The 26,492-nt window shown below is 71.6% G+C and carries 26 protein-coding genes; 15 read left to right on the forward strand and 11 right to left on the reverse strand.

The genetic code is table 11. From position 1 onward, the window contains the following. The first annotated feature begins 36 nt into the window (after nt 1-36). Together P9K36_RS09650 and P9K36_RS09655 are read left to right on the forward strand one after the other, a co-directional pair. Nucleotides 37-1,086 carry a CoA ester lyase gene (locus P9K36_RS09650; RefSeq protein ID WP_043756806.1) on the forward strand — a complete coding sequence of 350 codons (1,050 nt, stop codon included), beginning with the start codon at nt 37-39 and terminating at the stop codon, nt 1,084-1,086. A gap of 269 nt (nt 1,087-1,355) precedes the next feature. Then, nucleotides 1,356-1,709: a DUF559 domain-containing protein gene (locus P9K36_RS09655; protein ID WP_278306941.1), complete on the forward strand. Its 354-nt coding sequence runs from the start codon at nt 1,356-1,358 to the stop codon at nt 1,707-1,709. A gap of 7 nt (nt 1,710-1,716) precedes the next feature. On the opposite strand, the gene P9K36_RS09660 is transcribed toward P9K36_RS09655, so the two are convergent. Then, nucleotides 1,717-2,700, reverse strand: coding sequence for a helix-turn-helix domain-containing protein (locus P9K36_RS09660; protein WP_278306942.1), 984 nt, complete (start codon nt 2,698-2,700; stop codon nt 1,717-1,719). A gap of 53 nt (nt 2,701-2,753) precedes the next feature. Between P9K36_RS09660 and P9K36_RS09665 the strand changes: the two genes are divergently transcribed. From P9K36_RS09665 to P9K36_RS09675, 3 genes are all read left to right on the forward strand, one after another. Next, nucleotides 2,754-3,497, forward strand: coding sequence for a DJ-1/PfpI family protein (locus P9K36_RS09665; RefSeq protein ID WP_278306943.1), 744 nt, complete (start codon nt 2,754-2,756; stop codon nt 3,495-3,497). Between the two features lie 96 nt (nt 3,498-3,593). After that, nucleotides 3,594-3,932 (forward strand): heat shock protein HspQ, encoded by a 339-nt coding sequence (gene hspQ / locus P9K36_RS09670; protein WP_043357318.1) that lies wholly within the window; start codon nt 3,594-3,596, stop codon nt 3,930-3,932. 84 nt (nt 3,933-4,016) lie between these two features. Beyond that, nucleotides 4,017-5,012: a DUF4424 domain-containing protein gene (locus tag P9K36_RS09675; RefSeq protein ID WP_278306944.1), complete on the forward strand. Its 996-nt coding sequence runs from the start codon at nt 4,017-4,019 to the stop codon at nt 5,010-5,012. Nucleotides 5,013-5,134: 122 nt separating this feature from the next. On the opposite strand, the gene P9K36_RS09680 is transcribed toward P9K36_RS09675, so the two are convergent. After that, nucleotides 5,135-5,911, reverse strand: coding sequence for an invasion associated locus B family protein (locus P9K36_RS09680; RefSeq protein WP_043379642.1), 777 nt, complete (start codon nt 5,909-5,911; stop codon nt 5,135-5,137). A 454-nt stretch (nt 5,912-6,365) separates the two neighbouring features. On the opposite strand from P9K36_RS09680, the gene P9K36_RS09685 reads away from it, so the two are divergent. Continuing rightward, nucleotides 6,366-7,673 (forward strand): acyl-CoA synthetase, encoded by a 1,308-nt coding sequence (locus P9K36_RS09685; protein ID WP_278306945.1) that lies wholly within the window; start codon nt 6,366-6,368, stop codon nt 7,671-7,673. A 162-nt stretch (nt 7,674-7,835) separates the two neighbouring features. Next, nucleotides 7,836-8,180 (forward strand): hypothetical protein, encoded by a 345-nt coding sequence (locus tag P9K36_RS09690; RefSeq protein WP_043357312.1) that lies wholly within the window; start codon nt 7,836-7,838, stop codon nt 8,178-8,180. Between the two features lie 161 nt (nt 8,181-8,341). Here P9K36_RS09690 and P9K36_RS09695 read toward each other — a convergent pair whose 3' ends face one another. Together P9K36_RS09695 and P9K36_RS09700 are read right to left on the reverse strand one after the other, a co-directional pair. Beyond that, entirely contained in the window at nt 8,342-9,586 is a 1,245-nt protein-coding gene (locus tag P9K36_RS09695) for a UbiH/UbiF family hydroxylase (protein WP_043756817.1), read from the reverse strand. 477 nt (nt 9,587-10,063) lie between these two features. Beyond that, nucleotides 10,064-10,948: an alpha/beta hydrolase gene (locus P9K36_RS09700; protein ID WP_043357310.1), complete on the reverse strand. Its 885-nt coding sequence runs from the start codon at nt 10,946-10,948 to the stop codon at nt 10,064-10,066. A gap of 110 nt (nt 10,949-11,058) precedes the next feature. Here P9K36_RS09700 and recG point away from each other — a divergent pair, with 110 nt between their 5' ends. After that, nucleotides 11,059-13,290, forward strand: a complete 2,232-nt coding sequence (gene recG / locus P9K36_RS09705) for an ATP-dependent DNA helicase RecG (protein WP_170861803.1) — start codon at nt 11,059-11,061, stop codon at nt 13,288-13,290. Nucleotides 13,291-13,575: 285 nt separating this feature from the next. Continuing rightward, entirely contained in the window at nt 13,576-13,899 is a 324-nt protein-coding gene (locus P9K36_RS09710) for a hypothetical protein (RefSeq protein ID WP_043357302.1), read from the forward strand. 257 nt (nt 13,900-14,156) lie between these two features. Here P9K36_RS09710 and P9K36_RS09715 read toward each other — a convergent pair whose 3' ends face one another. Continuing rightward, nucleotides 14,157-14,942 (reverse strand): DUF502 domain-containing protein, encoded by a 786-nt coding sequence (locus P9K36_RS09715; RefSeq protein ID WP_085987715.1) that lies wholly within the window; start codon nt 14,940-14,942, stop codon nt 14,157-14,159. Nucleotides 14,943-15,079: 137 nt separating this feature from the next. Beyond that, on the reverse strand, nt 15,080-16,015 hold the full coding sequence (locus P9K36_RS09720; RefSeq protein ID WP_278306946.1) for a sugar kinase: 936 nt from the start codon (nt 16,013-16,015) through the stop codon (nt 15,080-15,082). Between the two features lie 743 nt (nt 16,016-16,758). Here P9K36_RS09720 and P9K36_RS09725 point away from each other — a divergent pair. Beyond that, nucleotides 16,759-17,712, forward strand: a complete 954-nt coding sequence (locus P9K36_RS09725) for a PAS domain-containing protein (RefSeq protein ID WP_236961451.1) — start codon at nt 16,759-16,761, stop codon at nt 17,710-17,712. Between the two features lie 137 nt (nt 17,713-17,849). On the opposite strand, the gene P9K36_RS09730 is transcribed toward P9K36_RS09725, so the two are convergent. Then, on the reverse strand, nt 17,850-18,278 hold the full coding sequence (locus P9K36_RS09730; protein ID WP_053608246.1) for a MucR family transcriptional regulator: 429 nt from the start codon (nt 18,276-18,278) through the stop codon (nt 17,850-17,852). 598 nt (nt 18,279-18,876) lie between these two features. On the opposite strand from P9K36_RS09730, the gene P9K36_RS09735 reads away from it, so the two are divergent. Continuing rightward, nucleotides 18,877-20,289, forward strand: a complete 1,413-nt coding sequence (locus P9K36_RS09735) for a DUF4105 domain-containing protein (RefSeq protein ID WP_053608247.1) — start codon at nt 18,877-18,879, stop codon at nt 20,287-20,289. Between the two features lie 94 nt (nt 20,290-20,383). Here P9K36_RS09735 and P9K36_RS09740 read toward each other — a convergent pair whose 3' ends face one another. Continuing rightward, on the reverse strand, nt 20,384-21,616 hold the full coding sequence (locus P9K36_RS09740; protein ID WP_043756823.1) for a serine hydrolase: 1,233 nt from the start codon (nt 21,614-21,616) through the stop codon (nt 20,384-20,386). A 364-nt stretch (nt 21,617-21,980) separates the two neighbouring features. Between P9K36_RS09740 and P9K36_RS09745 the strand changes: the two genes are divergently transcribed. Together P9K36_RS09745 and P9K36_RS09750 are read left to right on the forward strand one after the other, a co-directional pair. Then, nucleotides 21,981-22,307, forward strand: a complete 327-nt coding sequence (locus tag P9K36_RS09745) for a multidrug efflux SMR transporter (protein ID WP_043357283.1) — start codon at nt 21,981-21,983, stop codon at nt 22,305-22,307. A gap of 143 nt (nt 22,308-22,450) precedes the next feature. Continuing rightward, complete coding sequence (locus tag P9K36_RS09750; RefSeq protein WP_051045108.1) at nt 22,451-23,077, forward strand: cell wall hydrolase; 627 nt, start codon at nt 22,451-22,453, stop codon at nt 23,075-23,077. 60 nt (nt 23,078-23,137) lie between these two features. Here the strand turns inward: P9K36_RS09750 and P9K36_RS09755 are convergent, their stop codons facing one another. After that, nucleotides 23,138-23,401, reverse strand: coding sequence for a hypothetical protein (locus tag P9K36_RS09755; RefSeq protein WP_043379630.1), 264 nt, complete (start codon nt 23,399-23,401; stop codon nt 23,138-23,140). Between the two features lie 87 nt (nt 23,402-23,488). Between P9K36_RS09755 and P9K36_RS09760 the strand changes: the two genes are divergently transcribed. After that, nucleotides 23,489-23,680: a hypothetical protein gene (locus tag P9K36_RS09760; protein WP_043357287.1), complete on the forward strand. Its 192-nt coding sequence runs from the start codon at nt 23,489-23,491 to the stop codon at nt 23,678-23,680. 199 nt (nt 23,681-23,879) lie between these two features. Next, nucleotides 23,880-24,287, forward strand: a complete 408-nt coding sequence (locus P9K36_RS09765) for a hypothetical protein (protein WP_043357279.1) — start codon at nt 23,880-23,882, stop codon at nt 24,285-24,287. Nucleotides 24,288-24,575: 288 nt separating this feature from the next. Here P9K36_RS09765 and P9K36_RS09770 read toward each other — a convergent pair whose 3' ends face one another. Next, complete coding sequence (locus tag P9K36_RS09770; RefSeq protein ID WP_075380073.1) at nt 24,576-25,121, reverse strand: transglycosylase SLT domain-containing protein; 546 nt, start codon at nt 25,119-25,121, stop codon at nt 24,576-24,578. After that, a complete protein-coding gene (locus P9K36_RS09775) occupies nt 25,081-26,136 on the reverse strand; it encodes a flagellar hook-length control protein FliK (protein WP_278306947.1) in 1,056 nt (351 codons plus the stop codon). The genes P9K36_RS09770 and P9K36_RS09775 overlap by 41 nt, the downstream gene beginning before the upstream one ends. Nucleotides 26,137-26,492 lie beyond the last annotated feature (356 nt).

Genomic DNA, 26,492 nt, shown 5'->3' on the forward strand with positions numbered 1-26,492 from the left:
CGGGGCTCAGACGCCAGCCCTGACAAGAGGCACCCGATGAAACTGCCCCGCCGCTTCTTCCAGCCCCTCGCCACCGGCGCGCCGGCCCCGTTCCGCGAGCTGCCCGTGCGGCTGGAGCGGATGATCCACTTCGTGCCGCCCCACAACGACAAGGTCCGCGCCCGGGTGCCGGAGCTCGCCGGCACGGTCGACGTGGTGCTGGGCAACCTGGAGGACGCGGTCCCGGCCGACCAGAAGGAGGCGGCCCGCAAGGGCTTCGTGGCGATGGCCCAGGCCACCGACTTCGCCGCCACCGGCACCGGCCTCTGGACCCGGATCAACGCCCTCAACTCGCCCTGGATTCTCGACGACCTGTTCACGATCGTGGCCGAGGTCGGCGACAAGCTCGACGTCGTGATGGTGCCCAAGGTCGAGGGGCCGTGGGACATCCACTACATCGACCAGCTCCTCGCCCAGCTCGAGGCGCGCCACGGCGTGACGAAGCCGATCCTGGTCCACGCGATCCTGGAGACCGCCGAGGGCGTCGCCAACGTCGACGCCATCGCGTCGGCCTCGCCGCGGATGCACGGGATGAGCCTCGGGCCGGCGGATCTCGCGGCGTCCCGCGGCATGAAGACCACCCGGGTCGGCGGCGGCCACCCGGATTACCGGGTGATCGCGGACCCGGCGGGCGACGCGCCCCGGGCCAGCGCCCAGCAGGACCTCTGGCACTACACCATCGCCAAGATGGTCGACGCCTGCATGGCCAACGGCATCAAGGCGTTCTACGGCCCGTTCGGCGACTTCTCCGACGGCGCGGCCTGCGAGGCGCAGTTCCGCAACGCCTTCCTGATGGGCTGCGCGGGCGCCTGGACGCTGCATCCGAGCCAGGTGGCGATCGCCAAGCGGGTCTTCGCGCCGGACCCGGCCGAGGTGGCCTTCGCGGCCCGGATCGTCGAGGCCATGCCGGACGGCACCGGCGCCGTGATGCTCGACGGCAAGATGCAGGACGACGCCACCTGGAAGCAGGCCAAGGTCATCGTGGATCTCGCCAAGCTGGTGGCCGCGAAGGATCCGGAGCTGGCGGCGGTCTACAAGCTGGGGTGAGCGGCTGCCGAGTGCGCCCCCCTGTTGATTACAGATCGGTGTCCGCAAGCCACGACGTGCCCCCTCTCCCGTGCGGGAGAGGGTTGGGGTGAGGGATCAGGTTTTTCCGGATAGGTCGCACCCCTCACCCTGTCCCTCTCCCGAACGGGAGAGGGGACCCGCGCTCTGTTCTGAGCCGGTGGCAAGGAATTCAAGCTGGAGGTGGCCCCGCACAAGCGATGTGCCAGTAACCTCGCCTGGACTCGCAATCACCCTTTCGGGCCAGTCCAGTGATCAAGTCGACCCCGCGAGCCCGAAGCCTGCGCCGCACCCAGACATCCGCCGAGGCCAAGCTCTGGCGCGTTCTGCGAAACCGCGCCCTGAACGGCTGGAAATTCCGCCGCCAGCACCCGATCGACCGATACATCGTCGACTTTGCCTGCATAGAGGCCAAATTCATCGTCGAAGTGGACGGGGCAACGCATTCCACCGATGCCGAGTTCGTCCGAGACGCCATGCGGACCGAAATCCTCGAATCTTTCGGCTTCGCCCTGCTCCGCATCCCGAACGCGGACATCCACGACCATCGCGACGGCGTGCGCGAGACGATCCTGGCGGCCCTCGAACGCCGCGACACGGTCTAGTCCCCCCTCACCCGCCGAACCGCGCCCGGTACGCCTGCGGCGTCGCCGCGACGTGCCGCAGGAAGCTGCGCCGCAGCGTCTCCTCGGAGCCGAAGCCGCAGGTCCGGGCGATGCGCTTCACCGGCTGCGCCGTCTCGGCGAGCGCCCGCCGGGCCGCCTCCACCCGCAGGCGCTCCACGGCCTTGGCGGGGGTGAGGCCGGTCGCCTCCAGATAGTGCCGGCTCAGGCTGCGCGCGCTCATCCCGGCCGCCGCGGCCAGCGCCGGCAGCGACAGGTCGCCGGACAGGTTGTCCGCCATGAAGGCGTGGAGCCGCCCGAACCGCTCCTCGCCCGCCTGCAGGGCCAGCGCCGCGCTGAACTGCGCCTGCCCGCCGGGGCGCTTGAGGAACATCACGAGGTGGCGCGCCACCGCCAGGGCGGTCGCGCGGCCGAGATCCTCCTCGACCAGCGCCAGGGTCAGGTCGATGCCCGCCGTGACCCCCGCCGAGGACCAGACCGGGCCGTCGCGCACGAAGATCGGGTCGGGCTCGATCCGGGCGCGCCGGTAGCGCGCGGCGAGCGCGCCGCAATGCTTCCAATGGGTCACGGCCCGCCGCCCGTCGAGGAGCCCCGCCGCTCCGAGCAGGAACGCGCCGGTGCAGACCGAGGCGACCCGGCGGGCCCGGCCCGCCCGGGCCCGCACCCAGGCCACCAGGGCGGCGTCGTCGCAGGCCGCGACGACGCCGGGGCCGCCCGCGATCACCAGCGTGTCCACCGGCGCCGCGAGATCCGGCAGCGGGTCGGCCACCAGCCGCAGGCCCGCCGAGGCGGTGAGCCCCGGGTCGCCGGCCGCGATCACCCGCGGCGCGTATGGGGTCCCGGCGCCGCCGTGCTCGTTGGCGGTGGCGAAGACCTGGAGCGGCCCGGCCACGTCGAGGAGCTGCACCGACGGGAAGGCCAGCACCTCGATCGGTCGCGGTTGATCTGGCGAGAAACGAGGGCTCTTTGGCATTTCGGCCAGATCCTGACGCGGTAGGGTGTCCCTGTCCACCACGGAGGCCCGGCATGATCCCGCCCGACACCCATCTGCAGATCGGCTCGCTCCTGTTCGAGGGGCTGGACCAGATCGACCTCACCGGCCCGTTCGAGGTCCTGTCCCGGGTGCCCAACAGCACCTACCGGGTCTACGCGCCGAGCCTGGACCCCGTCCGCGACGTCCGCGGCCTCCGGATCCTGCCGGATGCCACCCTGGCGGAGGCCCCGCGGCTCGACGTGCTGCACGTCCCGGGCGGCCAGGGCCAGGAGGCCCTGATGCAGGACGCGGCCGTGCTCGGCTGGATCCGCGACCAGGCGGCCGGGGCCGGCCACGTCCTCTCGGTCTGCACCGGCGCGCTCCTCCTCGGTGCGGCCGGTCTGCTGGTGGGGCGGCGGGCCACGACCTACTGGAACGCCGTCCACCTGCTCCCGTTCTTCGGGGCCGAGCCGGTGGATGAGCGCGTCGTGATCGACCGCGACGCGGACGGCCGCACCTGGGTGTTCGCGGCCGGGGTCACCGCGGGCATCGACGGGGCGCTGCGGCTCGCCGCCGCGCTGCGCGGCGACGAGGCCGCGCAGGCGATTCAGCTCGGCATGCAATACGCCCCCGAGCCGCCCTTCGACAGCGGCACGCCCCGGACGGCCCCGCCGGCCATCGTGGCGCGGGCGCGGGCGGCCGCCGCCGACCTCACCGCTCGGCGCGAGGCCACCGCCCGGGCGATCGCGGCCGAACGCGGCATCCGGCCTCCCGAACCCGCGTCCGTTACCCGATGACGCGCAGGCCGGTGCGCGCCGTTACCGGTCGGCGGCACCGACCCGGTGACAGGCCCCGTCAACGGACCTATCTGTCCGTTCTGGACGGACTGAACCATGACGGACGTAACACTGAGAACCGCGAAATTCGCGATCGGCGCCGTGGTGCGCCACCGGATCTACCCGTTCCGCGGCGTCGTGTTCGACGTCGACCCGGTGTTCGACAACACCGAGGAATGGTGGCTGGCGATCCCCGAGGAGGTCCGGCCGCGCAAGGACCAGCCGTTCTACCACCTGCTCGCCGAGAACGCCGAGACCGAGTACGTGGCCTACGTGTCGGAACAGAACCTCCTGCCCGACACGTCGGGCGAAGCCCTGCGCCATGCCGGCATCGCCGAGATGTTCGAGCGCGACGCCGCCGGCGCATACCGGATGCGGGACCGCCCCACGAACTGAGCGGGTCGGGACTCGTCAAGATCCTGGCAACGCCGCCGCGATAGCCTTCCGTGACGGCCCGTGCCGTCGCACGGGCCCGACACCATGATCCGACCTGTCGCCGCCGCGCTTCTGGCCGCCGGCCTTCTCTCGATCCAGGCCCGCGCCAACGATAGCGCCGCCGAACTCGATGCCGGCGGGCTGGTCCTGAGGCGCGAGCCCGGAATCGCGCTGGCGAGCGAGGACCTGTCGATCGCCAGCGACCGGATCGGCGTCTCCTACCTGTTCCGCAATCAGGGGCAGGAGCCCCGCACGGTGCGGATCGCCTTCCCGCTGCCGCCCATCGACGGGCGCGAACTCAGCTTCTCGGCCCTCGCGCTGCCGCAGCCCGAAAGCCCGAACTTCGTCGGCTTCACCGTGACGGTGGACGGAAAGCCGCTCGCACCGGAGCTGGAGGAGCGGGCCTTCGTGGGCGAGCGCGAGGTGACCGACTTGCTGCGCCGCCACGACCTGCCCCTGAACCCGCTGCGCTTCGACGCGATCAAGGCGGCCGAGAAGCGGATCGGCACCGCCGCGTGGGCCGAACTGGTCAAGGCCGGCCTGTTCCCCGAATCCGAGGGGATGACCGATCGCATGACCGAGGGCCTGTGGCGCAGCGAGGCGAAGTTCCACTGGCTCCAGACCTTCCCGCCCGGGCAGGATGTCCGCATCGCGCACAGCTACGCGCCGGTGAACGGCTTCCATTTCCTCGACCTCAAGGACGCCTCCCGCGTGGGCTACCGGGCGACCTACTGCCTGGACGAGGCCGGGCTCACGGCGATCCGGCGCCTGCAGGCGAAGGCGGCGGATCCCAGCGGCTACCTGCGCGCCACCGTGGTGCCCTACATCGTCACCACGGCGCGCAACTGGGCCGCGCCGATCGGGCGCTTCACCCTCACGGTCGACAAGGGCAGCCCGGAGGCGGTGGTGAGCTTCTGCCGCACGGGCATCCGGAAGACCGGGCCGACCACGTTCCGCTGGGAGGCCCGGGACTACGTTCCCGACCAGGATCTGCGCGTGCTGATCGTCCAGCCGGGTTCGGGCCCGGCGGGGACCCGGTAGATCCCGGCGCCGGGCGCCTCAAACGCGAAGGGCCGGACCTCGCGGTCCGGCCCCCGATACGGACCCGCCGCGCGGCGGGTCGATGGCGCTCGCGGTCCCGGAGGACCGCGGACGAGAAGCCCTTACTTGGCGGCGGGGGCCGGCGCCGCGGCACCGGCGGCCGGAGCGGAGCCCTGCTGCTGCTCCAGCTTCTTGCGCATGTCCTCGGAGCGCTTCTCCAGCTCGGCCTGGAGCTTCTTCTGCTGCTCCTCGAGGACCTTCGGGTCGATGGCCGGGCCGTCGAAGGCCTTGCCGAAGCCGGTCAGCGGCACCGCGAAGGTGACCTCGCGCTGGGTCTGGTTCTGGACCGAGACGTTGAGGGTCGTGCCCTTCTTCATCGCGGCGATCACGCCGGCATCGACGCCGCCGGCCTCGGCGAAGCAGCCGTTCGGGAAGCAGACCGCGAAGCGACCGGCGGTCGCCGCCTGGCCGTCGACGCTGAAGCGGATGCCCGGCTGCAGCAGCAGGCCGAGCGGCAGCAGGTAGCGCACCACGCGCACCTCCTGCTTCTGGGCGGCGTTCTTCATCTCGTAGACCGCCACCGCCAGCACGGGCTGGCCCTGGTCGGACACGAAGTCGCGGGTCGTGTAGCAGATGTCGGTGCCCGAGCCCTGATCCTTGCCGCAGACCTTGGTCCAGTCGGCCTGGCTCGGCTCGGACTTCACGGCGACGATCTGCGGGCCGGTCTGGGCGGCCGGGGTGTTCGCCGCCGGGGTGCCCGGGGCGGTCGGCGCCGGCGCGGCCGGCGCGGGAGCGGCGGGCTTCTTCGGCTGCGCCAGGGCCGGCGCGGCCGCGAGACCGAGGCCCGCGAGGCCGAAAAGAGCGGCGCGCGCGAGCGTCGCGGTGCGGGTGAAGGACATCGGCTCTGACCCCTTGGAAGAGACGTGGTGTGGCTGGCAGGATGCGGAGCCGGCCTGGCGGCAGGTCCGCCGGACCGTCCGGATGCCCGCCGCGTTGGCGTGCCGCCCGGAACTCCGGATGAATCGGTCCGGCCATCGGGCGGGACGGGCGCCCGTCTGCGCGCATCCCTCACCCCGGCGACCGGGCGGCCTGCCTTTCCCCTTGAATGAGGCGAAGGCATGACACCGCGGCCGGGGAGGCTGTCGGAACCGTCCTGGCCGCGCCCGGCCCCCGATAGGCCCCCATACGCCCGGCCGCAAGCAGGACGTTGCGCGGGCGCGAGGCACGAGCGCGTGATCGGGGCACGCCGTCGGCCGCCGGCGGCCGCCCTCCGGCGGCGGCCCCCTTAGCGGTCGGTTAACCCTGCCGGGCCGAGATGATAGGAGTTCTGCAGGATCGGCGGGGGCGGCGGGTGTGAGCGCGTTGGCGGTGGCGGAGTGGGCGGCCGACGCCGCACTGGACGCGTCCGCGCGATCCGAGGACGCGCCCGAAGGCCTGTCCGAAAGCTTCTTCGGCGGCCTGTCCGAGGGTCTCGCGGCCCGCCTCTTCGCGGCGGCTCTGACGGGCCCCCAGCGCACGGTCCTGCGTGATTCGGGTGACCGCGTCGCTTGGTGCGGGCGCCCGGCCATCACCTGGACCTACGCGGCCGCCGCCGAGATCGTCGGGCGGCTCGCCCGCGGGATCGGCGCGTGGCGGCTTCCCGCCGGCAGCCGGATCGGCCTGTGGTTCTCGGGGGGCGCCGAATCGACCCTCGCCCATCTCGCCGTCGAGGCGGCGGGCCACCTCCCCTGCGCGATGCCGGCCGTCTGGGATTGCGCCGAGCTCTCCGCCGGGATCGAGTCCGCCGGCCTCGTGGCCGTTCTGACGGAGGGCCGCCGCGGCGCGCGTCGGCCCGCGGAGGACCTCACCCGCGCGGCCATGCGCCATTTCGGCCTGCGCTACCTCGCGGCCTTCGGTCCGAGCGTGCCGGACGGCGTGATCAGCCTCGACGCGATGGCCCTGGAGCGGGGCGTGGTCGAACCGGCGCCGAGCCGCGGCCTCGTCACCTTCGCGGGCGGCGATCCCGGCCGGCCCGTCTACCGCAGCGCCGCGGCGCTCGCGGCGGCGATCGCCGCCCATCTCGACGCGCTGCCCCTGTCCGCGGACGAGCGGGTCCTGACGCTCCTGCCCGGCCACGACCTGCGCGGCCTCGTGACCGGCCTCGGCGCCGCCCTGGCGGCGGGCGCCGGCCTGGAGACCGTGCTGCCCTTCGACGAGGCCGGGTTCCGCGCCGCCCTCCTGCGGCCGGTGCCCACCCGGCTCGTGGTCCCGGCCCTGGTCGAATCGGCCATTGCCGCTCTGCCGCTGCCCTGGACCGTCCGCGTCCTCGACGTGGTCCATCGCGCGCCCGCGCGGCTGACCCGGCGGAGCGCCGGGCTCGCGGGCCCGCAGCGCCTCGATTCGCTGGTCCTGGGCGAGGCGCTGGTGCTCACGCGTCCCGGCCTGGAGGACCTCGCCGCGACCCTGGCCCATCCGGAGGACGCGCTCCTGCCGCGCACCCTCCTGGACGTCGGCCACGGGCCCGCGGGCGACCTCGGCTGTCGTGGGCCGGCCTGCGCCGCACAGGCGCTTCCCCGAAGCGGAAACCCGGAGACGGATCCGCGCGCGTGGCGGGATTCGGGCTACCGCCTGCTCCTGTCGGGCGGGACGGCCGTGGCGGTCGCGGCGGTCGCGGCGACCTGAACGGCGGCGCCGCGCCGGTTCATCCTGTGCTCAGGCGGCGCAGATAATCTCGCATCTGCACATGGACCCACGGGATCCGAACCGCCTGTTGGCGGGTTCTGCATCGGATTGTCGTGACGGCTATCTTTCCAAGTCGTCCGGGATGGAGTACCGCTCAAGCTTATGGGTGCGCTGCAACAAGTGCTCGTGGTCGACGACGGCGTCCGCGCCGTGGACCGGTCCCTCTCGGGCGAGCTGGCCAGCCTCGGCTATGCGAGCGTGACCGCCTCGATGGAGGCGGCGGACGACGTGCTGGCCGTGATCGCCCGGCCGGCCGCGGTGCTGCTCCAGGCGCCCACCCGCCGCGATCCCGCCTATGCCCGCCGCGCCGCCCGCCTCCGCGGCCATCTCCGCGACCGCGGCATCCCGGTGATCCTCATCAATGATCCGGGCGGGGCCCGGGCGGGCGGCCCGGTGGACCTCGCGACCCGCCTCGGCGCCTACGTGGCCGCCCAGCCGGATCTCTGAAGCCGCAGGCCCCCGTACCGCCTTAACGGGCGTCCCTGAACCGTCTCGTCCGTGCGCGCGCAGCGAATCGATCTCAGGGCCGCGTGCGCCGTCGGGCGCCGAAATGCCCCGGGGGATTGCGACGCGCGCGCGAAGACGCCGGCTGTCGCGGCGCCCGCGGTTCAGCGGGCCGCCCGCATCAGCTCCGGGGCGCCGAGCCGGGGCAGCACGCCCTCCCGCATCACGAGCCGGCGCAGCGGTCCGAGCTGCGTCATCGCCAGCAGGCCGAGCCCGCGGAGCGCGTCCACCGGCAGCAGGCCGGTGAGCAGGCTGCGGTTGAGGAGATCCACCGCGGCGGTGCGCGCCGCCGTGTCGACCCGGCGCGCCCGCGCATAGGTGTCGAGCACCGGGCGGCTGCCGGGATCGCGGCGGTCCCGGGCGGCGACCAGCAGGGTATCGCGCAGGGTCGCTGCGTCGCGCAGGCCGAGATTGAGCCCCTGGGCGCCGATGGGTGGGAAGACGTGGGCAGCCTCCCCGATCAGAACCAGCCGATTCGCCACCGGCCGGGTCACCGCGAGGCCGCGCATGGGCACGAGGCCGCGGGGGCCGTCGACCCGCATGGCGCCGAGCATCGCCCGGGCCTGCCGCTCCACGGCTTGGCCCAGCGCGGCGTCGTCGAGGGCTGCGAGACGCCGGGCCGCGCCCTCCCCGGTTACCCAGACCAGACTGGACCGGTGACCGCCCGGCAGCGGCACCAGGGTGAAGGGACCGGACCGGGTGTGGAACTCGGTGGAGACGTCCCGGTGCGGGCGCGCATGGGCCAGGATCGTGGTGATCGCGCTCTGTGGGTAGGTCCAGTCGCGCACGCGGACGCCGCTGGCGGTCCGCAGCGGCGAGCGCGCGCCGTCGGCGGCCACCACCAGCCGGGCCTCGACCGCGGCGCCATCGGCCAGGGCGATGCGTGCCGTCGCTTCGCCGGGCACGGCGCCGGCGGCGTCCGCCTCGACCAGGGTGAGGTTGTCCTGCGCCCGGGCGCGGGCGCGCAGGCTCTCGACCAGCCGGGCGCTCTCGACGTTCCAGCCGAAGGCGTCGAGGCCGATCTCGGCGGCGCGGAAGCGTGCCGGCGGCGGCCGGAACAGGCTGCCGGTGTCGTCGACGATCTGGAGTTCGCAGAGGGGACTCGCGTGCGGCGCCACCGCCTCCCAGGCGCCGAGCGCCTCCAGGAAGCGCACGGACCCATCGAGGAGCGCGACGGTCCGCCCGTCCGCCACAGGGGCGTGGCGGCCGACCAGCGCCGTGGGGATCCCCTCCCGCGCGACCGCCAGCGCCGCGGCGAGACCCGCGGCCCCGGCCCCGACCACGGCGACCTCGAACGGCGTCGCGGCGCCTCCGACCTGGCCCGCTTCGACCTTGGCTCCTTCGGACATGTTGCCCCGCACGCGCTCCGCTCGTTCCTGGGTCGGCCGGGCTCCGCGCCCCCCGTCCGGGAGATGGCCGCCGCCACGGTCTCCCGTCGGCGCGGCCCTTGCCCGTATCTGAGCATTCCGCCCTCTCTGCCAAGCCCGATCCGCGCAGGCCACAGCGCCGCACGCCCGGAGATCCGCATGCCGTCGCGATTCGATCCGACCTCCCGCCACGCGCCGGATCCCGGAGGCGCGCCGCCACGCCTGCTGCGGCACCGGGCCGATGTCCCTGCCCCTCGTCGCAGGGGGCTACGCGGTGGCGGGATACGGCATCGCGGTGGCGCAGGTGCGCCGGGCCCGGACCGCCCTCTCCGCGATGGCCGAGGTCCGGGCCCTGGCCGCGACGGAGGCCTGGGCGGCAGCCGAGCCCGGCGGTCTCGACCGGGGCGAGACCCTGTCGGCCCAGCTCGCGGTCGATCTGCTCCGGGCGGCTGATCGCCGTCAGCCCAGGAACGCCGTCAGCTCCGAGACGACCGCGTCCGGCCGCTCCTCCTGGAGGGTGTGGCCGCAATCCAGCGCCCGGCCCGAGACGGTGGTGGCCTTCTCGCGCCAGGTCGCCAGCACGTCGTAGGTCTGGCCGACGACGCCCTTCGCGCCCCAGAGCGCCAGCAGGGGCGCCGCGACGCGCGCCTCCGCATCGGCGGCGTCGTGCTCCAGGTCGATCCCGGCCGCCGCCCGGTAATCCTCGCAGATCGCGTGGCGGCAGGCGGGGTCGGCGTAGCAGCGCAGATACTCGGCGAAGAGGTCCGGCGGGGTGGAGCCGGGCGTCTTGGACTGGCCCTCGACGTGGTGGCGGAGGAAGTATTCCGGATCGGCCCCGATCAGCGTCTCCGGCAGGGGATGGGGCTGGATGAAGAAGAACCACCAGAAGTACCGGGTGGCGAAATCCTTGTCGGTGCGCGCGTACATGGTCGCGGTCGGCGCGATGTCGAACAGGGCGATCCGCTCGACCGCGGCGGGATGGTCCAGGGCGAGGCGGTGGGCGACGCGCCCGCCCCGGTCGTGCCCGACCACGGCGAAGCGGTCGTGGCCGAGCGCCCGCATCACCGCGACCGCGTCGGCCGCCATGGCGCGCTTGGCGTAATTGGTATGCCGGTCCCCGCCCGGGGGCTTCGACGAATCCCCGTAGCCGCGCAGGTCCATCGCCACCACGCTGTGGCGCTCCGCGAGTTGCGGGGCGACGTGGAGCCACGTGGAGAGGGTCTGCGGATGGCCGTGCAGCAGCAGCACCGGCGGGCCCGAGCCGGCCGAGCGGGCATGGATCGTCACACCCGGTGCGGTCTCGATCCGGTGCCGGTCGAAGCCCGGCAGGAAGTCGCTGGCCATGGGATCGGTCTCTGGGCTCGGTCTCTGGGCTCGGTCTTCATCGGCCGCACTGGCGCGCCGGGATGCACCGGATGATAAGGCGCCTCCGGCACCATGTCCGCCGAACCGCCATGACAGATGCACGCGCGACTCAGGACCCGGCCTTGAAGGACCCCGACGCGGCCGAGTCGTCCGAGGGCGAGGTCGCCCGTGCGCGTCCCGCCGCATCGGCCGACGCACCCGCCCTGCGCCCGAGCATTCTCGACGCCCTGTTCGCGCCGGCCCGCGCCCTGCCGGGCATCGGCCCGAAGATGGCGCCCCTCATCGAGAAGCTGCTCGGCACCCCCGAGCGCGAGGCCCGGGTCGTGGACCTGCTGTTCCACCTGCCCCAGGGCGGCGTGGCGCGGAAGCTCATGGGCTCGATCAGCGACGCGCCCGTCGGCGAGCCGGTGACGATCGGCGTCACCGTGGTGGCGCACCGGCCGGCCCAGATCGGTTCGGGCCGGCGCCCGCACCGGGTTCTGGTGGAGGATGCCACCGGCGACATCTCCCTGGTCTTCTTCGGCATGCCCCGCGCCCGGGTGGAGAAGATGCTGCCGCTCGGGGCACACCGCTACATCACCGGCCGGATCGACCTCTGGGACGGCACCCGCCAGATGGTCCACCCGTCCCGGATCGTGGACGAGGCGGGACTCGCCGAGCTGCCCGCCGTCGAGCCGGTCTACGGCGCCACGGAGGGGCTGACCTCGCGGGCGATCAACAAGCTCGCGGTGGCGGCCCTCGACCGGCTGCCGGTCCTGCCGGAATGGCAGGACCCGGCCTGGCTGGAGAAGAACCGCCTGCCGGCCTTCGCGGATGCGCTCCGCCTCGAGCACCGCCCCGAGGAGGCGCCCCCGAAGGCCGAGGATCCGCTCCAGCCGCCGCCCGCGACCCCGTCCCGGAAGCGGCTGGCCTACGATGAACTCCTGGCCTCGCAGCTCGCGCTCGCCCTCCTGCGCGCCCGCCAGCGGCGAAAGGCCGGCCGGGTCAATGCCGGCGACGGCGCCCTGAGCGCCCGCATCGAGGCCGCCCTCCCCTTCGCGCTGACCGGCGCCCAGGCGCGCGCGGTGGCGGAGATCCGCGCCGATCTCGCCGCGCCCCGCCGGATGCTGCGCCTGCTCCAGGGCGATGTCGGCTCGGGCAAGACCGCGGTGGCGCTGCTGGCCATGGCCTCGGCGGTGGAGGCCGGCCGTCAGGCCGCCCTGATGGCCCCCACCGAGATCCTCGCCCGGCAGCATTTCGAGCGGCTCAAGCCCCTGGCCGGCGGTCTGCGCCTGCGCCTGATGACCGGCCGCGACCGGGCCGCGGAGCGCAAGAGCACGCTCGCCGCCCTCGCCGCGGGCGAGATCGACATCCTGGTCGGCACCCATGCCCTGTTCCAGGAGGCGGTCACCTTCCGCGATCTCGGCCTCGCGGTGGTGGACGAGCAGCACCGGTTCGGCGTCCATCAGCGCCTCGCGCTGGGCGCCAAGGGCGAGGCGGTGGACTTCCTGGTCATGACCGCGACGCCGATCCCCCGCACCCTGGCGCTGACCTTCTTCGGCGACATGGACGTCTCGATCCTCGACGAGAAGCCCGCCGGCCGCCAGCCGATCCGCACGATCACCCTGCCCACCGAGCGGATCGACGAGGTGGTGGCCGGCCTCGCCCGGGCCATCGCGGGTGGCGAGCGGGTCTATTGGATCTGCCCGCTGGTGGAGGAATCGGAGTTCGTCGACCTTGCCGCCGCGGCCGAGCGCTTCGACGACCTGCGGCAGCATTTCGGCGATGCGGTCGGGCTGATCCACGGCAAGATGCCCGGCCCCGAGAAGGATGCCGCCATGGCCCGGTTCGCCGCCGGGGAGACCAAGCTCCTCGTCTCGACCACCGTGGTGGAGGTGGGCGTCGACGTGCCCGAGGCGACCATCATGGTGATCGAGCACGCGGAGCGGTTCGGGCTGGCGCAGCTGCACCAGCTCCGCGGCCGGGTCGGGCGCGGCTCGAAGGCCTCGTCCTGCCTGCTGCTCTACCGGGGCCCGCTCGGGCAGGTGTCGCGGGCCCGGCTCGAGATGATGCGCGCGAGCGAGGACGGGTTCCGCATCGCCGAGGCCGACCTGAAGCTCCGCGGCGAGGGGGAAGTGCTGGGCACCCGGCAATCCGGCATGGCCGCGTTCCGGCTCGCCCGCCTGGAGAGCGATGCCGCCCTGCTGGAAGCCGCCCGCGACGATGCCCGCATGATCGTCGAGCGCGACCCCGGACTGAAGAGCCCCCGCGGGCAGGCGCTGCGGGTGCTGCTCTACCTGTTCGAGCGCGAGGCTGCGATCCGCTTGATCGGCGCCGGATGAACGGTTTCGTTCAGGAAAGTCCGGTGTTCCTGAACGGTGGGGGCGGGAATCGCCCTCGCTCGGCCAAGCCGGGAGGCCGATGCCGCAATGTCACAGGCTCTCGGGAAAGACCAATCTTATCAAGAACTTGTTGGGATTAGGCGGAAGCTTGGCCGCGTCTTGGCGGCGGCCCGGCAGGCTCCGGACAGGCCGCGCGATCTTGCATCAGCCATATTCTTCCCTTAACTGGAGATGAACGAATGGCCCGGTAAGCCGGGACATCACGGACGAATCTGGAGGACGGACATGTCGAACGGACTGTTCCAAAACCTGCCGGGCTCCCACGAGATGGCCGGTATCCAAGCCCTGCCGACCGAGCCCTGGCTGCTGCCGATCTCGGATCGCGCCGCCGAGGCGGCCGGCAAGACCGCGGACGAGTTGCAGGCCGCCGTGCGGCGGGCCGCCCGCCCCTTCTGGCTGGCCGCCAACGGGCTGTGCATCGCGCTGGGTCTCGCCCTCACGCTCCAATGCGCCGCCGGCTGGGGGCCGACGCCCCCCCGCAGCGCCGTGACGGTCGCGCAGGCGACCCCGCCGACCATCGCTCCGCAGACGGCTTCGCTGCAGCGCTGAGCCGCCGCGGAACGGACGGGATTTCCAAGGCATTCCAGGCCGGTCCGCACCTGTGCGGGCCGGCCTTTTTCGTCCGCCCTGCAGGCGGCATCGGCCCCGCCTTCAGGGGCTTTGCGAGGGAGACGACGCAATCCGGCGGCGCGTCACGCCGCGCGGGTGGCCGCGACCGGGTCGCCGTGTTGTGCGCGCGGTGACGGGTCGGTCTCGGAGCCGGGCGGGCGACGCGCCCGAAGCGGGCCTGGCCCGGAAGCGCGGCCTCACGCGTCCTGCGGCTCCCGACGCGACACCGTTCCGCCGGCCTGCTGGGCCGTCCGCAGGGTCGCCGCCATGGCGTTGAGGCGCCCCTGCGGATCCTCGGGCTGGATCACCCCGGCCGACATCACCAGCTTGGCGGCGTCGTCGACGCTGATGGCGAGTTCCACCACCTCGGCGCGGGGCAGGTAGAAGAAGAAGCCCGTGGTCGGATTGGGGGCGCAGGGCAGGAAGACGCCGACGAGTTCGTCGGCGGGGGCGCCCCGGGCGCGCAGCGCGCCCTCGACCTCGTGGCCGGCGGGAGCCGACAGGAAGACCACGGACCATGTGCCCTTCACGGGGAACTCCACCAGCCCCACCGTGCGGAACGACGTGCCGTTGGCCGAGAACAGGGTCTCGAAGATCTGCCGCAGGCCCTTGTAGAGGCCGGAGATCACCGGCGTCCGCGCCAGCAGGACTTCGCCGAACTCGATCACCGAACGGCCGACGAGGTTGGCCGTGAGGAAGCCGAGCAGCGTGACCGCCAGGAAGGCGATCACGAGGCCGAGGCCCGGGATCGAGAACGGCAGGTAATGGTCCGGCAGGTAGCTCGCCGGCACCAGCGGCTTCACGAACGAATCGATCAGCGCGATGAACCACCACGTGATGTAGGCGGTGATGGCGAGGGGGCCGGCGACGATGATCCCGGTGAGGAAGTAGGTGCGCAGCCGGCCGCGCGCGCTGACCCGCGTCTTCGGGGCGCCGCCGCCCGCGGCGGCGTCGGGCTCGGGAATCTGGATCGGCGGGGGAATCGGCGGGGGACTCGGCGCCACGGGTGCCCTCTCGGCCGCACCACGCGCGGCGATGAAGCTGCGGGGATCGTCCCCCGGGAGCAGAGGTAGCGGTTGCGCCTGTCCGCCTCAAGGGCGGCCCCCGGTCCCGGCGACCCTCAGGCGTCCGGAGCGGGCTGCCGGACGGCGGGTGCCGGCATCGCGTCCCGGGGAATCACGGCGCCGCGATGCCCGATCACCGCCCCGGCGAGGCGATGGGCCTCGCCGGCGGCGGCCTCCGGTGCCAGCCCGGCGATGCGCGCGGCGAGATAGCCGGCCGCGAAACTGTCGCCCGCGGCCGTGGTGTCGACGACCCGCACCGCCGGCCCGGCCGGCACGGCGGTGTCGGCCGCCCCGTGCAGCACCCGGGCGACGGGCCCGGATCCGCTGGAGGCCTTGAGCACGATCTCGGCCCGACCGCGATGGCGCAGCACCTCGTCCGCCCCCGCCGCGCCGAAGAGCCAGTCCAGATCCTCCGCCGAGGCGAAGATCAGGTTGGCCAGCGCCAGGGCCGCGCGGAAGGCCGCCCGGGCCTCGTCGTGGTCGGGCCAGCCGCGGGGCCGGTAATTGGTGTCGAAGGCCACCCGACCGCCTCGGTCCCGCAGGCGCGCCAGCGTCCCGAACAGGGTGGCGCGCCCGGTCTCGCCGTAGAGCGAGAGGCTGATGCCGGACAGGTAGACGAGGTCGTAGCCGGCCAGTGCCGCCTCGGTCTCGGCGGCGCCGGGCCCGGTGAAGAGGTCCCGGGCCGCGGCGCGATCACGCCAGTAGTGGAAGCTGCGCTCGCCCGCGGCATCCGTGCGGATGATGTAGAGCCCCGGCATCCGGCCCGGCAGCCGCCGGACCCGGTCGAGGCCGATGCCCTCGCGGCCCCAGGCTGCCGCCATCGCGTCGCTCCAGACATCGTCGCCCAGCGCCGTCACGTAATCGACCCTGACGCCGAGACGCGCGAGATAGAGCGCGGTGTTCAGCGTGTCGCCGCCGAAGCCCTGGACGAGGGTCCCGTCCGGGCGTTCGGACAGCTCGACCATGCACTCGCCGATGCAGGCGACCCTCATGCGGTTCCTCCCGGTGTGCGGCCCACCTCCCCGCATTGTTCGGCCCGACCTGTCAACCGTCCGCCGGCGCGGCCGCGCCGGATCCCGGATCCGCGCCCCTCCATGCGGACCGGCGACCGATTGAACACGCGACCATGGCCGCCGGCGCGAGGTGATGAGAATAAATATTTGCTCCGTAATATTTATGAAATCGTCTTGTGGCCCGGCGTATTAAAATATCTTCGTTACGAATATGGATCGCGATTTATCCAATATTCAGTGAATAGCTCGGGGAAATATGGTGTTGCCAAGCCTCTTGCTCGGAATAGATCCAATGTTATCGCGGATGATCATTGTTTTGAAACATGCGTGAGCGAGACACGGTGCCAACTTTTGCGGGTGCACTGATCGAGAGCCGGTCGCGATGCGGTTCAGGCGCCGCGCCGCGGGGGCGGATGAGGGTTCCGCAGGCGGGATGTCCGTGTTGCGGTGAGTGGCAGGCGCAAGCCCGCAGGTCATGGGCTGCATCACGATGATCTGGATCGGATTGGATAGTAATGCTGTATTGTAAAATAAATCTCGCAAAACATTTTACATTATTGCTTGAACATAGAGCTTAATTATGAATTAATTGCAATAAAAATTCCTTGTTCGGATGTGTGGAACGATGATATGGTCCGCGCGGTGCTGAGATGTTCCATACTGCTTTAAGCGCTCTGGCATTTTCTTCGGGAGAGTTCCTGACTCTCACGGAAAGTCGTGGGATGAGCGGTGCGTGGAGCTGGGTCTTCGCGGGTGGGGAGCAGATCTGGTCTCCGGGATTCTACCGGTTGCTCGGTCTGGTGCCGAATGCCGCGAAGGCGCGCTATGACCTGCTGCTCAGCCTGATCCACCCGGAGGATCGGCACCTGATGCCGGCGCTGACCGATATCCGGCAGGGGCATGTCCCGCGCGAGGTCATCGTGCGGGTGATCCGGCCGAACGGCACGGTTCGCACCCTGTCGCTGACGATGGAGATCCGGTTCTCGACGGAGGGGCGCCCCGTCGCCCTCAACGGCACGGCGCTCGACGTGAGCGACCGGGAGCAGCTGGCGCGCCTGCGGCAGGAGGAGCGGCGGCGCCAGGGCGCGCTCTATCTCACGGAGCACATCACGACCTTCTCGATGGGCCTCGATCGCATCCGCGAAATCCCGTTCGCGGTCGCCCAGGTCCACGGCCTCCCCCTCGAGGAGATCTGCGCCGATCCGTATCTCCTGATCGTTCCGGAGGAGCGGAGCGCCTTCCAGGCGGCGGCCGCGGAGCGGATCGAGCGGCGGGCGTTCTTCCAGGGTACGGCCCACGAGCGTCTCGCCAACGGCGAGCTCTGGCATTTCCGGATTCTCACGATGCCGATCTGGGACCTGGACGGGACCTATCTCGGGCGTGGCGGCCTCAAGTACCCTGTCCGCAGCCATGCCCCCGTGCCGGTCGGCGCGCACGAGGGCCTGGAGCACTCCGTCACCGGGCACCATCTACGCGCCGCCCGGGCCCTGCTCGACTGGTCGATGATGGATCTCGCCCAGGCGAGCGGCCTGTCGCATTCCACGGTGCGGCGCCTGGAGGAGGACAGCGAGCATCGGGGGAGCCGGTCCCGCCTGCACGCGGTCGATGCGTTGCGCCGGGCGGGCGTCCGCTTCGTTCCCATCGATGACGGGACCCTGGCCGTCGCCCGGGTCTGAGCCGCGCCCGCGCGCGGCGGGCCCCCACGGGGCAATCCTGCCGCGCCGGCCCGCAGCCCGGATCCGCGCCCGCCCGTCTCGGCACCCGTCTCGGCGCCCGGATGGGGCGTCGAGGGGCGGTGCGGACCGGGTTTCGCTCAGGCCGCCTTGTGGCCCAGCTGGATCGCCTTGGCGATCTCCGAGCGCTTGGCGGCGTAACCCGGGGCGACCATCGGGTAGTCGGCCGGCAGGCCGTACTTGGCCCGGTAGCGCTCGGGCGTCAGGCCGTGCGCGGTCAGGTGGCGCTTCAGGGTCTTGTAGGACCGGCCGTCGATGAAGCTGATCAGGCCATCCTGCTGGATCGAGGATTCGATCTGTGCGGCGGTCGGGCCGGTCCAGCCCGCACCGGATCCCGAGGCGCTCCCCTGCAGGACCGTTATGGCCGTATGCACCTGATCGATCAGAACCGGCAGGTCCCCCACCCCCACCGCGTTCCGGGACACGTAAGCCGCAACCAGTGAAGCCGTGCACTTGATCAGATCTGTGTTCAGATCTGCGGCCTTTTCGTTCAATTCGATCGTATTCATGTATCCCCCAGTGCATAGAAACGAAGCTTGAGCATCGGTGCACCGACAAATCCGAACTATTGATCGTGATTTACCGCCCGATCATGCGCCGAATTGCTTCGAGTCTGCCAAGATTGGCGCGTAACAATACAAAAACTGTGCGATTTGTCTACGGTTTATCTTAAGATGTGCTTTGAACACATTCTGTTCTTGCGAGGCAACATGAGGTTGCCCTCTCGGGAGGCTTCGCAAATATTGCGCAGTGGCGGCGTTTGCTGCGGCGGCCTGCGGCCGATGACTGCGAATGGTCGCGCGATGACAGGCTGTCAGCGGCCGAATCAGTCGCGGAGACGTGGGACAATCCGGGATGCCGCCGGGCCGCGGGAGGCGCGGGCGAGGCGGCGGCACGGTCGTCGTCCCGGCCATCCGCGACCGGCGCGGGAGCCCGTGCGAGGCCGCGATTAACAAAGTCCTCAGGCAAGTTGTGGATCGTCGTCTCGATCGTGCGCCTCGCGCGCTCCTCAGACCTCGTGCGTGTCGGGAGCCTCGCTCCGGCCGTGACGGCATGGCGGGATCTGTGCGAGAGGCTCGTTGACGCGCGCTTTCGAGGGCGACCCCTATGTCCGGACCGTGTTCGACCTCCATCCCGCGTGCGCTCTCGGCGCTCGACGCGCCCGGACCGGGCGGCGCGGACGCCGCCGGCGGCCGGATGGCGCCCCTCTGGATGCTCCTCGTCGGGCGGGCCGCGGTCCGCCGCCACTGGCACCTGATCGTCGCCACGGGCCTGCTGTGGTCGTCGCTCGGCATCCTCGTGGCGATCGATTCCCTGGACGGGGCGCTCCACGTTCCGGACCGGTGGTTCGGCCTGATCCTGCTGGCGGAGGGCGTGAGTTCCCTCGCCGCCGGCCTGTCCGCGCTCGGCGCCGCCCGCCGGCTGCGCCTGTTCAAGGGCGTGCTGCTGTCGGTCATGGCGGTGCTGATCATGATGGCCACCCGGCACAGCACCTTCCTGCTCGCCATGATCTTCGGCATCGCCTTCACGGTGGACGGCGTGGTCCGGATCACGATCGCGAGCCTGCTGAAGTTTTCCGGCTGGCGGATGTCGGTGGCCCTGGGCGGCCTCAGCATCGCCTTCGGCCTGTTCCATCTCCAGCCCTGGCCGACCTGGTATGCCGGCACGGTGGGCTACTGCATCGGGATGTTCCTGATCCTGAACGGGGCCAACCTCGCGCTGGCCGGGCTGCGCACCCGGCGCCTGGGCACAGCCGAGCCGGCCGCCTCCGTCGGCAGCGCCGAGCCCGGCAGCCTGACGGTCTATGTCTGGACCCCCACCGGGCAGGCGACGACCCCCGCCGGCCAGCGGCTGATCCGGCGCTACGTCGCCTCCGTCGACAAGGCGGGGCGGTTCTCCACCGGCCACGCCGCCCTGCAGCAGGGCGACGACCTCTACATCAGCCACTATCCCGCGGTGGAGATCGACCGTTCGCCTGCCAACCTGCGGTCGAGCCTGCGGGCCGGCCCCGAGAACGACGTGCCCGGACGCTTTCTGCCCTCCCACGAGGCGGAGGTGGCGGATTGGTGCCCGGCGACGGTGGCGGTGACGCTCAACGGCATCGACGCCGCCCGGTTGCGGGCGTTCTGGGCGTACTACAGCGCCGACACCACCTACAATTTCATCAGTCGCAACTGCTCCACCACGGTGGCCCAGGCCTTGGACATCGCGGTCGAGGGCGCGTTCAGCCGCGGCGGTCATCCCTGGCGGCAGCTCGCCGCGGCGCTGACCACGCCGGAATTCTGGGCGGCGGCCTTCCTGCGCAACGGGGCGCGGTCGATGACCTGGACCCCGGGCCTCGTGCTCGACTACACGCGGGCTCTCAGCGCCCTCGTCGATCCGGCCTCGCCGGTCCCGTCGATCGCGTGGCGGCGGGTCGGATGGCGTCTCCTGCGCAACTGGCGGGCACGGGGTCTGACGCCGCTGAGCCCGCTCACCCAGCAGTCCTCCGTGCGGGGGGGCGGACCGACCGAGGCCTGACCGGGCCTCGACCGGGGCCTTGGCCGGAGCCTTGTTGGCCGAAGCCTTCTCGGTGGAAGCCTTCTCGGTCGAAGCCTTGGCCGCGGCGCCCCGCTCAGGGTTCCTTGCGTGAAGCGGGGGGGCGACCGGCGGCGAGATCGGCCGCGATGGTCTGCATCACCGCGAGCGTGTCGATCTCGTCCTGTTCGGCGCCGTGATCGCTGAGCTTGACGATCACCGTGCCGGTCTCGCGGTTCACGTAGATGTACTGGCCGTAGACGCCGATCGCCGAGATGTCGTCGTCCTCGCCCCCCGGGGCGTGCCACCACTGGGCCGAGTACTGCCAGCCGTCGACGTCGCGCCGGGCCGGCGTCATGATCCGCTCGATCCAGCGGGCCGGGACGATGCGGTTGGCGTTCAGCCGGCCCTGGTCGGCCACCAGCAGGCCGAGGCGGGCGAAGTCGCGGGCCGTCGCGTTGATGCAGCAGAACGCCTTCTCGACGCCGCCGGGCCGGTCGAGGTTCCAGGTGGCGTCGGCCTGGGCACCCATCGGCTTCCAGATCCGCTCCGAGAGGATGTCGGCCAGGGGCTTGCCCTCGACCCGGGCCAGGATCAGGCCGAGCAGCTCTGTGTCGATGCTGCGGTAGCGGCCCTTGCTTCCGGGCTTGAACGCCAGATGCGCGTTGTCGCGCACGAAGGCCGTGATGTCGCGCGTCAGGTACATCCCCGCGGTACCGGTCAGGGGATGCCGGGGATCGTAGTTCTCCGGCACCGCGATCCCGCTCGCCATGTCGAGGAGGTTGCGCACGGTGATCTGACCGAACACCGCGCCGTTCTTCAATTCGGGCAGGAGGGCGGAGACCCGGTCGGTCTCGGCGAGCTGGCCCCGCGCCACCGCGGCGCCGACCAGCAGCGAGACGATGGACTTCGCCACCGACCACGAGGGAAACAGCGTCTCCGGTCCGGTTCCCGCGCGCTGCCATTCGTGGATCAGCACCCCGTCCTGCACCACCAGGAAGGCGTTGGTGTGGGTCGCCGCCAGCACATCCATCAGCGGGACGGTCTTCCCCTTCCAGGGGACGCGGTCGAGGATCGGGCGCGGCCGGGCCGGCAGATCGCTCGCCCGCGCGGGGGCCTGGACGATCCGGCTCGGGAACCACGTGCCCACCGACGACGGCTCGATGACCGCGAGGGCCGTCAGGGTGACGGGGTCGGGGACGTTGATCAGCGCGGCGGCGGTCCAGGCGCAACCCAGAACGGCGGCGCCGCCCGCCGCCGCGATCACGCCCCAGCGGCGGCCCCGGCGCGTGCGGGCCGGAGAGTCCGGGATCGCCAAGGGCGCGGTCATGCTGGGTCTGTGTCGCTCTGGATCGTCGCTGTCGCGCGGCCGCCATCGCGGCGGTGGGCCGGCGCGCAGCCACCATGCGCAGGAGGGCTTAACGAAAGCCCCAATCGGCCCAAGCCCGGCCGCAGAACCGGGCGCGGTGCGCCTGGCTCAGCGCCCACGAAGGTCCGGGACGCTGGTTCGGAAATGTTCATGGATCTGTGGCCTTGTGTCGGGCGGCGGCCGCCGATGTCCTGCGGCCGATTCGAAGCAGACTTGGGCCGGCCCTGCGCTCCTCCGTCTGCTCGGGCGTCCGATTCGAAACAGGTTCTACACGCCTCGACCGCCCGATTCACGCAGCCCGTGCAGCCCGAAAGTTCGCCGTGCCATGAATCCGTTCCTGATCCTCGGGCTCGCCATCGGCGCTGAGGTCACCGCCACCCTGGCGCTGAAGGCCGCCGAAGGCTTCACGCGTCCGGGACCGACGGTGATCGTGGCCCTCGGATACGGGACCGCCCTGTGGCTGATGTCGACCAGCATGGACCTGCTGCCGATCGGCGTCGTCTACGCGATCTGGTCGGGGATCGGCATGATCGGCGCGGCGCTCGGCGGCGCGTGGCTGTACGGCGAGGCGATCAACCCGACGATGCTGGCGGGCATCGCGGTGATCGCCGTGGGCGTGACCATCCTGGCCGCCGGCCAGGGCCAGCACTGAGGCCCGGGTTCAGGCCCGGCCCCGAGGCGGGGACGCCCTCGCCACATCCTCGCCGCGAACGTGCCGTCAAGCTTGGCCTTCGCCTGGTCGGAGCGGAACACCGCCCGACGCGGCAGGCTGGGGGGAGCACGGAGCGCACATGCATGCAGGGTAGCGAGAGGACGAAGGTCGGTCCTGCACTGATTGTCCTGGCGGTAGCCGGAGGCCTGGGGGCCTGCAACACCGCTTCGCCGGTTCTCACGACGGGGTCGATCCCCGACCGCAAGCCGCCGATGGTCGTCAGCGATGCCGAGCGCGATTGTCTCGGCCGCGCCATGTATTTCGAATCGAACCGGAGCGACAGCGACGGGCTGGTCGCCGTCGGGACGGTGGTCATGAACCGGCTCGAGAATGCGGTCTTCCCGGGGGGCATCTGCGCGGTTGTCGGCCAGCCGGGACAGTTCGCGCCGGGCGTGCTCACCAAGCCGATGCAGGAGAAGGACCTGCTGAAGGTTGCCGATGCCGCCGATGCCGTCCTGGCCGGCGAGCGCCACCCGAAGGTCGGGAAGGCGATGTATTTCCACACCGCCGGCCACCGGTTCCCCTACACCAACATGCACTACGTGGCCGTCGCCGGGGGCAATGCCTTCTACGAGAAGCGCGACAAGCGCATGGCAAAGCAGGACAAGCCGGATCCGCAGGACAAGCCGGCCGCACCGGCGGCGCCCGCCCTCCCCGCGACGGTCCTGACCTTCGCGGCCGTACCCGCGCCCCCGTCCGCGAGCCATTGACAGCGCACGCGCGACCCGGCCGCCGCAGCCTCTGAAGGCGGCTGCGCGGCCGGGCTTCGATCAGCCGGCCGCCGCGTCCGTCGCGCCGGTCGCGCGCAGGTTCCGGGCCTCCTGACGAGCGGCCGCCAGGACCCGTTGCCGGCTCCGCGGCTCCCGCAAGGCATGCCACAAGCGGAGCAGCTCCAGGGTCGGCATCGGGTCGCAGTCCGATCCGGACGCGCCTCCGGCTTCGGAGCCGGATTCCTGGAAGAAGATCTCGACCGGACTTTCGAGTGCCTCGGCCAATCTCCTCAGCAGAACGTCGGCTTGGCCGGGCGGGATCATGGGGCCTCCTGTTTCTGCGCGGGCGATCGAACTCGATCCATACCTTTAAGTTGTATGCTCGGCATTCAACCAGGTTACCGCCCCGCCATGTCCGACGAAGACGGTTTTGACCGCATGGTGGAGACGGCCATCGCGGCCCATCAACTCCTGGCCCTACACGGCACGTCGACGATGCAGCTCCTGTCCCGGCTGCTGCTGATGGAAATCGGCACGGAGATCGCGGCGCGGCGCGATGCCGAAGCGGCCGCCAACGACAATCCAGATGTCCCGGAGGCGTAGAGCCCGTTTCGCCGGCCGCGGAAGCCGGGTGGCCGTCCTCGGCGAGACCGGCTTGACCCGTAATCACGCGCGCCGTGAAATGGAACGAGCGGGCAAATCTGTTGATCGGCCTCTCCGCCCGAGCAGGCGGCATTTACACCGACGGGTAAAGGCCTAGCTTGTGGGTAGAAACTACCCACGAATCACGGATCCCTAGCCGATGATCGCGAAACGGGTAGCGCTCGCCGGTGCGCTTCTCCTGCTGAGCATCACGCCGTCCGCCTCCCAGCTGCGCCGTCCGATGACGTGTACGGAGGAGGCGTCCGTCGGTCTCGATGCCGCCACGCCGGAGGGGGCGAAGCCGCAGCCCCAGAAGGCCCGGACGTTCTCGCTGGTCACCAGCGGCGGCCTGCTGACCGTGATCTCGGCAGGACGCTCCGACTATTACGAGTGTCAGACCGCCTCGCCGCGTCTGAATGAGCGCACGCCGCGCAACGCGATCAAATGCCAGAACGGCGTCTATTTCCTGCTGATCGACCTGAACAAGCTGAACTTCGTCGAGGCGCAGCTCAATCCCGAGGAGCGCAATGCGATCAAGGTCAGCTACGGGAGCTGTCGAATCCTGTAGCGACGGAGCGGGATCGTCCGTCGGCGCGGCGACGGCCGGACTAATCCATACGGATCAGGACATAGGCGGCGGCGGCGACGGCCGCGAGAGTGAGGGCCACCAGCAGGGCCATCTTCCCGGATGGTGCTTCCGGCGGCTCTGGGGCGTCGGTCATGCGGCTCCTCCAGGCCGGTGAACGGACGATGACCGCCGTCCTGCCCGGTGATCGTCAGGTGTCGGGTGGCCTCTGGCGAAAGACCCCGGTTCTTCCCTTGGTTCCATGGACGCTTCCGGACTGCCTTCCGGCTCTCACTGGCAGAAGCGCGTGGCGGCGGGCGTCCACTGGCCGAAACCCGTCACCACCATGTTCGCCACGACCCGGCAGATATAGATCTTCTGCGCCGCGTTGTTGTGCGGGCCGGCATGATAGCGCGCCACGGCCATCGTCCAGCTGCCTTCCCGCTTCTTCAGGTCCCGGAGGAATTGCGTCGCGTAGTCCACGTTCGCGTGCGGGTCGATCATGGCCTCGACCGAGCCGAACTTGCCGCCGTGATAATGGTGATTGATCTGCATGCAGCCGAGATCGATCAGGCGCGCGCCCCGGCGGCGCGCCTCGGTGAAGTGGGCGAGCACGTCCTGGGGCCCGGTCGCGAAATAGGCCGTTCCTTCGATATTCATGGCATAGGGCTGGAGCGAGCCGCGTTTGCCCGTCTCCGTGAGGCCGACGGCGTAGAGGACGCCGAGAGGCACGCCGTAACGGGCCGAGGCGCGGCCCATCTCGGCCTCACACACGTTTGCGGCGGCCGGAACCGCGCTACAGATAAATGCCGCCGTCGCGAGGACGTATCGTCTCATCGATCCGCTCTCCGTCGCGCCGGCCGGTGGCCGAACGATGCGCCGCCTGTCGTTGCCCATCCTCCCCGTGACCCGGTCGAGCTCCCCCGTTCGCGAAGGAAGACTGACCCTGCGACGGAGCCCCTTCAGCAGAGCCTCCCGCATCGGCCGGTCGCGCTTGAGCGACGGTGACATCGGCTTGGTGGTGCGCCTGCTTGAGGAGGTCCGTGAGGATGGCCGCATCCCGCTGCAGGAGCGCGGCGGTTTCCGGCCGCGAGGCGCGCAGGTGCGTCTCGAGCTGGCCATTCGCCAGTCGCAGCTCCACGGTGACGGTTCCCAGCTCTTCCGGCCTCAGCTGGATCCTGAGCACCCGCAGCGGTCCGTCGGGCGCGGTCCCGGTCGCCGGGTCGGCGTGATTGCCGACCGCATCCGGACGGGCCGGCACCGCACGCGCGATCTCATCCTCGATGGCAGCGGCGATCATCGGCAGGGTGATGGCGGGCAGGCCCGTCTCTGTCCCGACGCTGTCCCTGGGGGTCGGGACGGAACTGCCGGCCCGGCTCTGATGGCCTGCGGCCGCGAGGATCGTACGGGCGATTCCGGGGACCGCATGGCTGTCCGCAGGCACGCTCAGGTCGGACGTGCCGGGCGCGGTGATGGCCGCGCGCACCGCCGTGTCTGCGGGATCCTGGGGCGCGAGACCGGTCGCGGCCCGAAGCGTCCGCGCCGTGGTGGCGATGATGTCGCCCAGTCCCGGCCGGGCGAGGTTCTGTCCGGCCACAAAGGTAGCCCCGGAGGCCGCCGGCGCAGCTTCGGCGGGCATCGCCGTGTCTGCCGGACCCTGGGACGCGAGATCGGTCGCGGCCTGAAGCGTCCGCGCCGCGGTGGCGATGACGTCGCTCAGTCCCGTCCGGGCGAGGTTCTGTCCGGCCACGGTTGGTGCCCCGGAGGCCGCTGGCGCAGCTTCGGCGGCCCCGGACTCGGGTAGCGCTGCCGGGGGTAGCACGGGTTTGAAATGGACCGCGCGGTCGAGCACCGTGACGTCCGGCTTGGGTCCTGATCCGGCGAGCAGCCCCTGCGCGGATCCTGCTCCGCGCACCAATGCGGGTGCAGAACGGGCTGCGGCGTCGGGGGCTGTCATGCGCGGCCCCGGAGAGCCGCCGGTCGCGGGGGCGTCGGAGGCGGCCGCCGGATGGGCGGTGTTCAGGACGTTGGCCAGCACCGTCGCGGCGGCGCTTGCCGGATCGGCGGGGGAGAGCGCGGGTGTCACGGTCGCCTCGTCGGGGCGGCCCTTCGCGACAGGTCCCCGCGGCTCCGCGGCATCATCCCGGTCCTCGTCGGACGAGGGCGTGGAGGGGGGCTCCGCGATCTCGCGCAGGACATCCCCGAAGG

Origin of the sequence: Methylobacterium sp. 391_Methyba4, assembly GCF_029691625.1 — a bacterium.
Classification (GTDB): Bacteria; Pseudomonadota; Alphaproteobacteria; order Rhizobiales; family Beijerinckiaceae; genus Methylobacterium; species Methylobacterium fujisawaense.

Excerpts from the sequence above, each read along its gene's own strand:
- P9K36_RS09665 (WP_278306943.1), top strand. The coding sequence starts at position 2,754 with ATGATCCCGCCCGACACCCATCTGCAGATCGGCTCGCTCCTGTTCGAG.
- P9K36_RS09690 (WP_043357312.1), top strand. The coding sequence starts at position 7,836 with ATGGGTGCGCTGCAACAAGTGCTCGTGGTCGACGACGGCGTCCGCGCC.
- P9K36_RS09745 (WP_043357283.1), top strand. The coding sequence starts at position 21,981 with ATGAATCCGTTCCTGATCCTCGGGCTCGCCATCGGCGCTGAGGTCACC.
- P9K36_RS09700 (WP_043357310.1), bottom strand. The coding sequence starts at position 10,948 with ATGGCCAGCGACTTCCTGCCGGGCTTCGACCGGCACCGGATCGAGACC.
- P9K36_RS09720 (WP_278306946.1), bottom strand. The coding sequence starts at position 16,015 with ATGAGGGTCGCCTGCATCGGCGAGTGCATGGTCGAGCTGTCCGAACGC.
- P9K36_RS09750 (WP_051045108.1), top strand. The coding sequence starts at position 22,451 with ATGCAGGGTAGCGAGAGGACGAAGGTCGGTCCTGCACTGATTGTCCTG.
- P9K36_RS09710 (WP_043357302.1), top strand. The coding sequence starts at position 13,576 with ATGTCGAACGGACTGTTCCAAAACCTGCCGGGCTCCCACGAGATGGCC.
- P9K36_RS09650 (WP_043756806.1), top strand. The coding sequence starts at position 37 with ATGAAACTGCCCCGCCGCTTCTTCCAGCCCCTCGCCACCGGCGCGCCG.
- P9K36_RS09695 (WP_043756817.1), bottom strand. The coding sequence starts at position 9,586 with ATGTCCGAAGGAGCCAAGGTCGAAGCGGGCCAGGTCGGAGGCGCCGCG.
- P9K36_RS09735 (WP_053608247.1), top strand. The coding sequence starts at position 18,877 with ATGTCCGGACCGTGTTCGACCTCCATCCCGCGTGCGCTCTCGGCGCTC.
- P9K36_RS09675 (WP_278306944.1), top strand. The coding sequence starts at position 4,017 with ATGATCCGACCTGTCGCCGCCGCGCTTCTGGCCGCCGGCCTTCTCTCG.
- hspQ (WP_043357318.1), top strand. The coding sequence starts at position 3,594 with ATGACGGACGTAACACTGAGAACCGCGAAATTCGCGATCGGCGCCGTG.
- P9K36_RS09725 (WP_236961451.1), top strand. The coding sequence starts at position 16,759 with ATGAGCGGTGCGTGGAGCTGGGTCTTCGCGGGTGGGGAGCAGATCTGG.
- recG (WP_170861803.1), top strand. The coding sequence starts at position 11,059 with ATGACAGATGCACGCGCGACTCAGGACCCGGCCTTGAAGGACCCCGAC.
- P9K36_RS09755 (WP_043379630.1), bottom strand. The coding sequence starts at position 23,401 with ATGATCCCGCCCGGCCAAGCCGACGTTCTGCTGAGGAGATTGGCCGAG.
- P9K36_RS09730 (WP_053608246.1), bottom strand. The coding sequence starts at position 18,278 with ATGAATACGATCGAATTGAACGAAAAGGCCGCAGATCTGAACACAGAT.
- P9K36_RS09770 (WP_075380073.1), bottom strand. The coding sequence starts at position 25,121 with ATGAGACGATACGTCCTCGCGACGGCGGCATTTATCTGTAGCGCGGTT.
- P9K36_RS09680 (WP_043379642.1), bottom strand. The coding sequence starts at position 5,911 with ATGTCCTTCACCCGCACCGCGACGCTCGCGCGCGCCGCTCTTTTCGGC.
- P9K36_RS09760 (WP_043357287.1), top strand. The coding sequence starts at position 23,489 with ATGTCCGACGAAGACGGTTTTGACCGCATGGTGGAGACGGCCATCGCG.
- P9K36_RS09660 (WP_278306942.1), bottom strand. The coding sequence starts at position 2,700 with ATGCCAAAGAGCCCTCGTTTCTCGCCAGATCAACCGCGACCGATCGAG.
- P9K36_RS09740 (WP_043756823.1), bottom strand. The coding sequence starts at position 21,616 with ATGACCGCGCCCTTGGCGATCCCGGACTCTCCGGCCCGCACGCGCCGG.
- P9K36_RS09765 (WP_043357279.1), top strand. The coding sequence starts at position 23,880 with ATGATCGCGAAACGGGTAGCGCTCGCCGGTGCGCTTCTCCTGCTGAGC.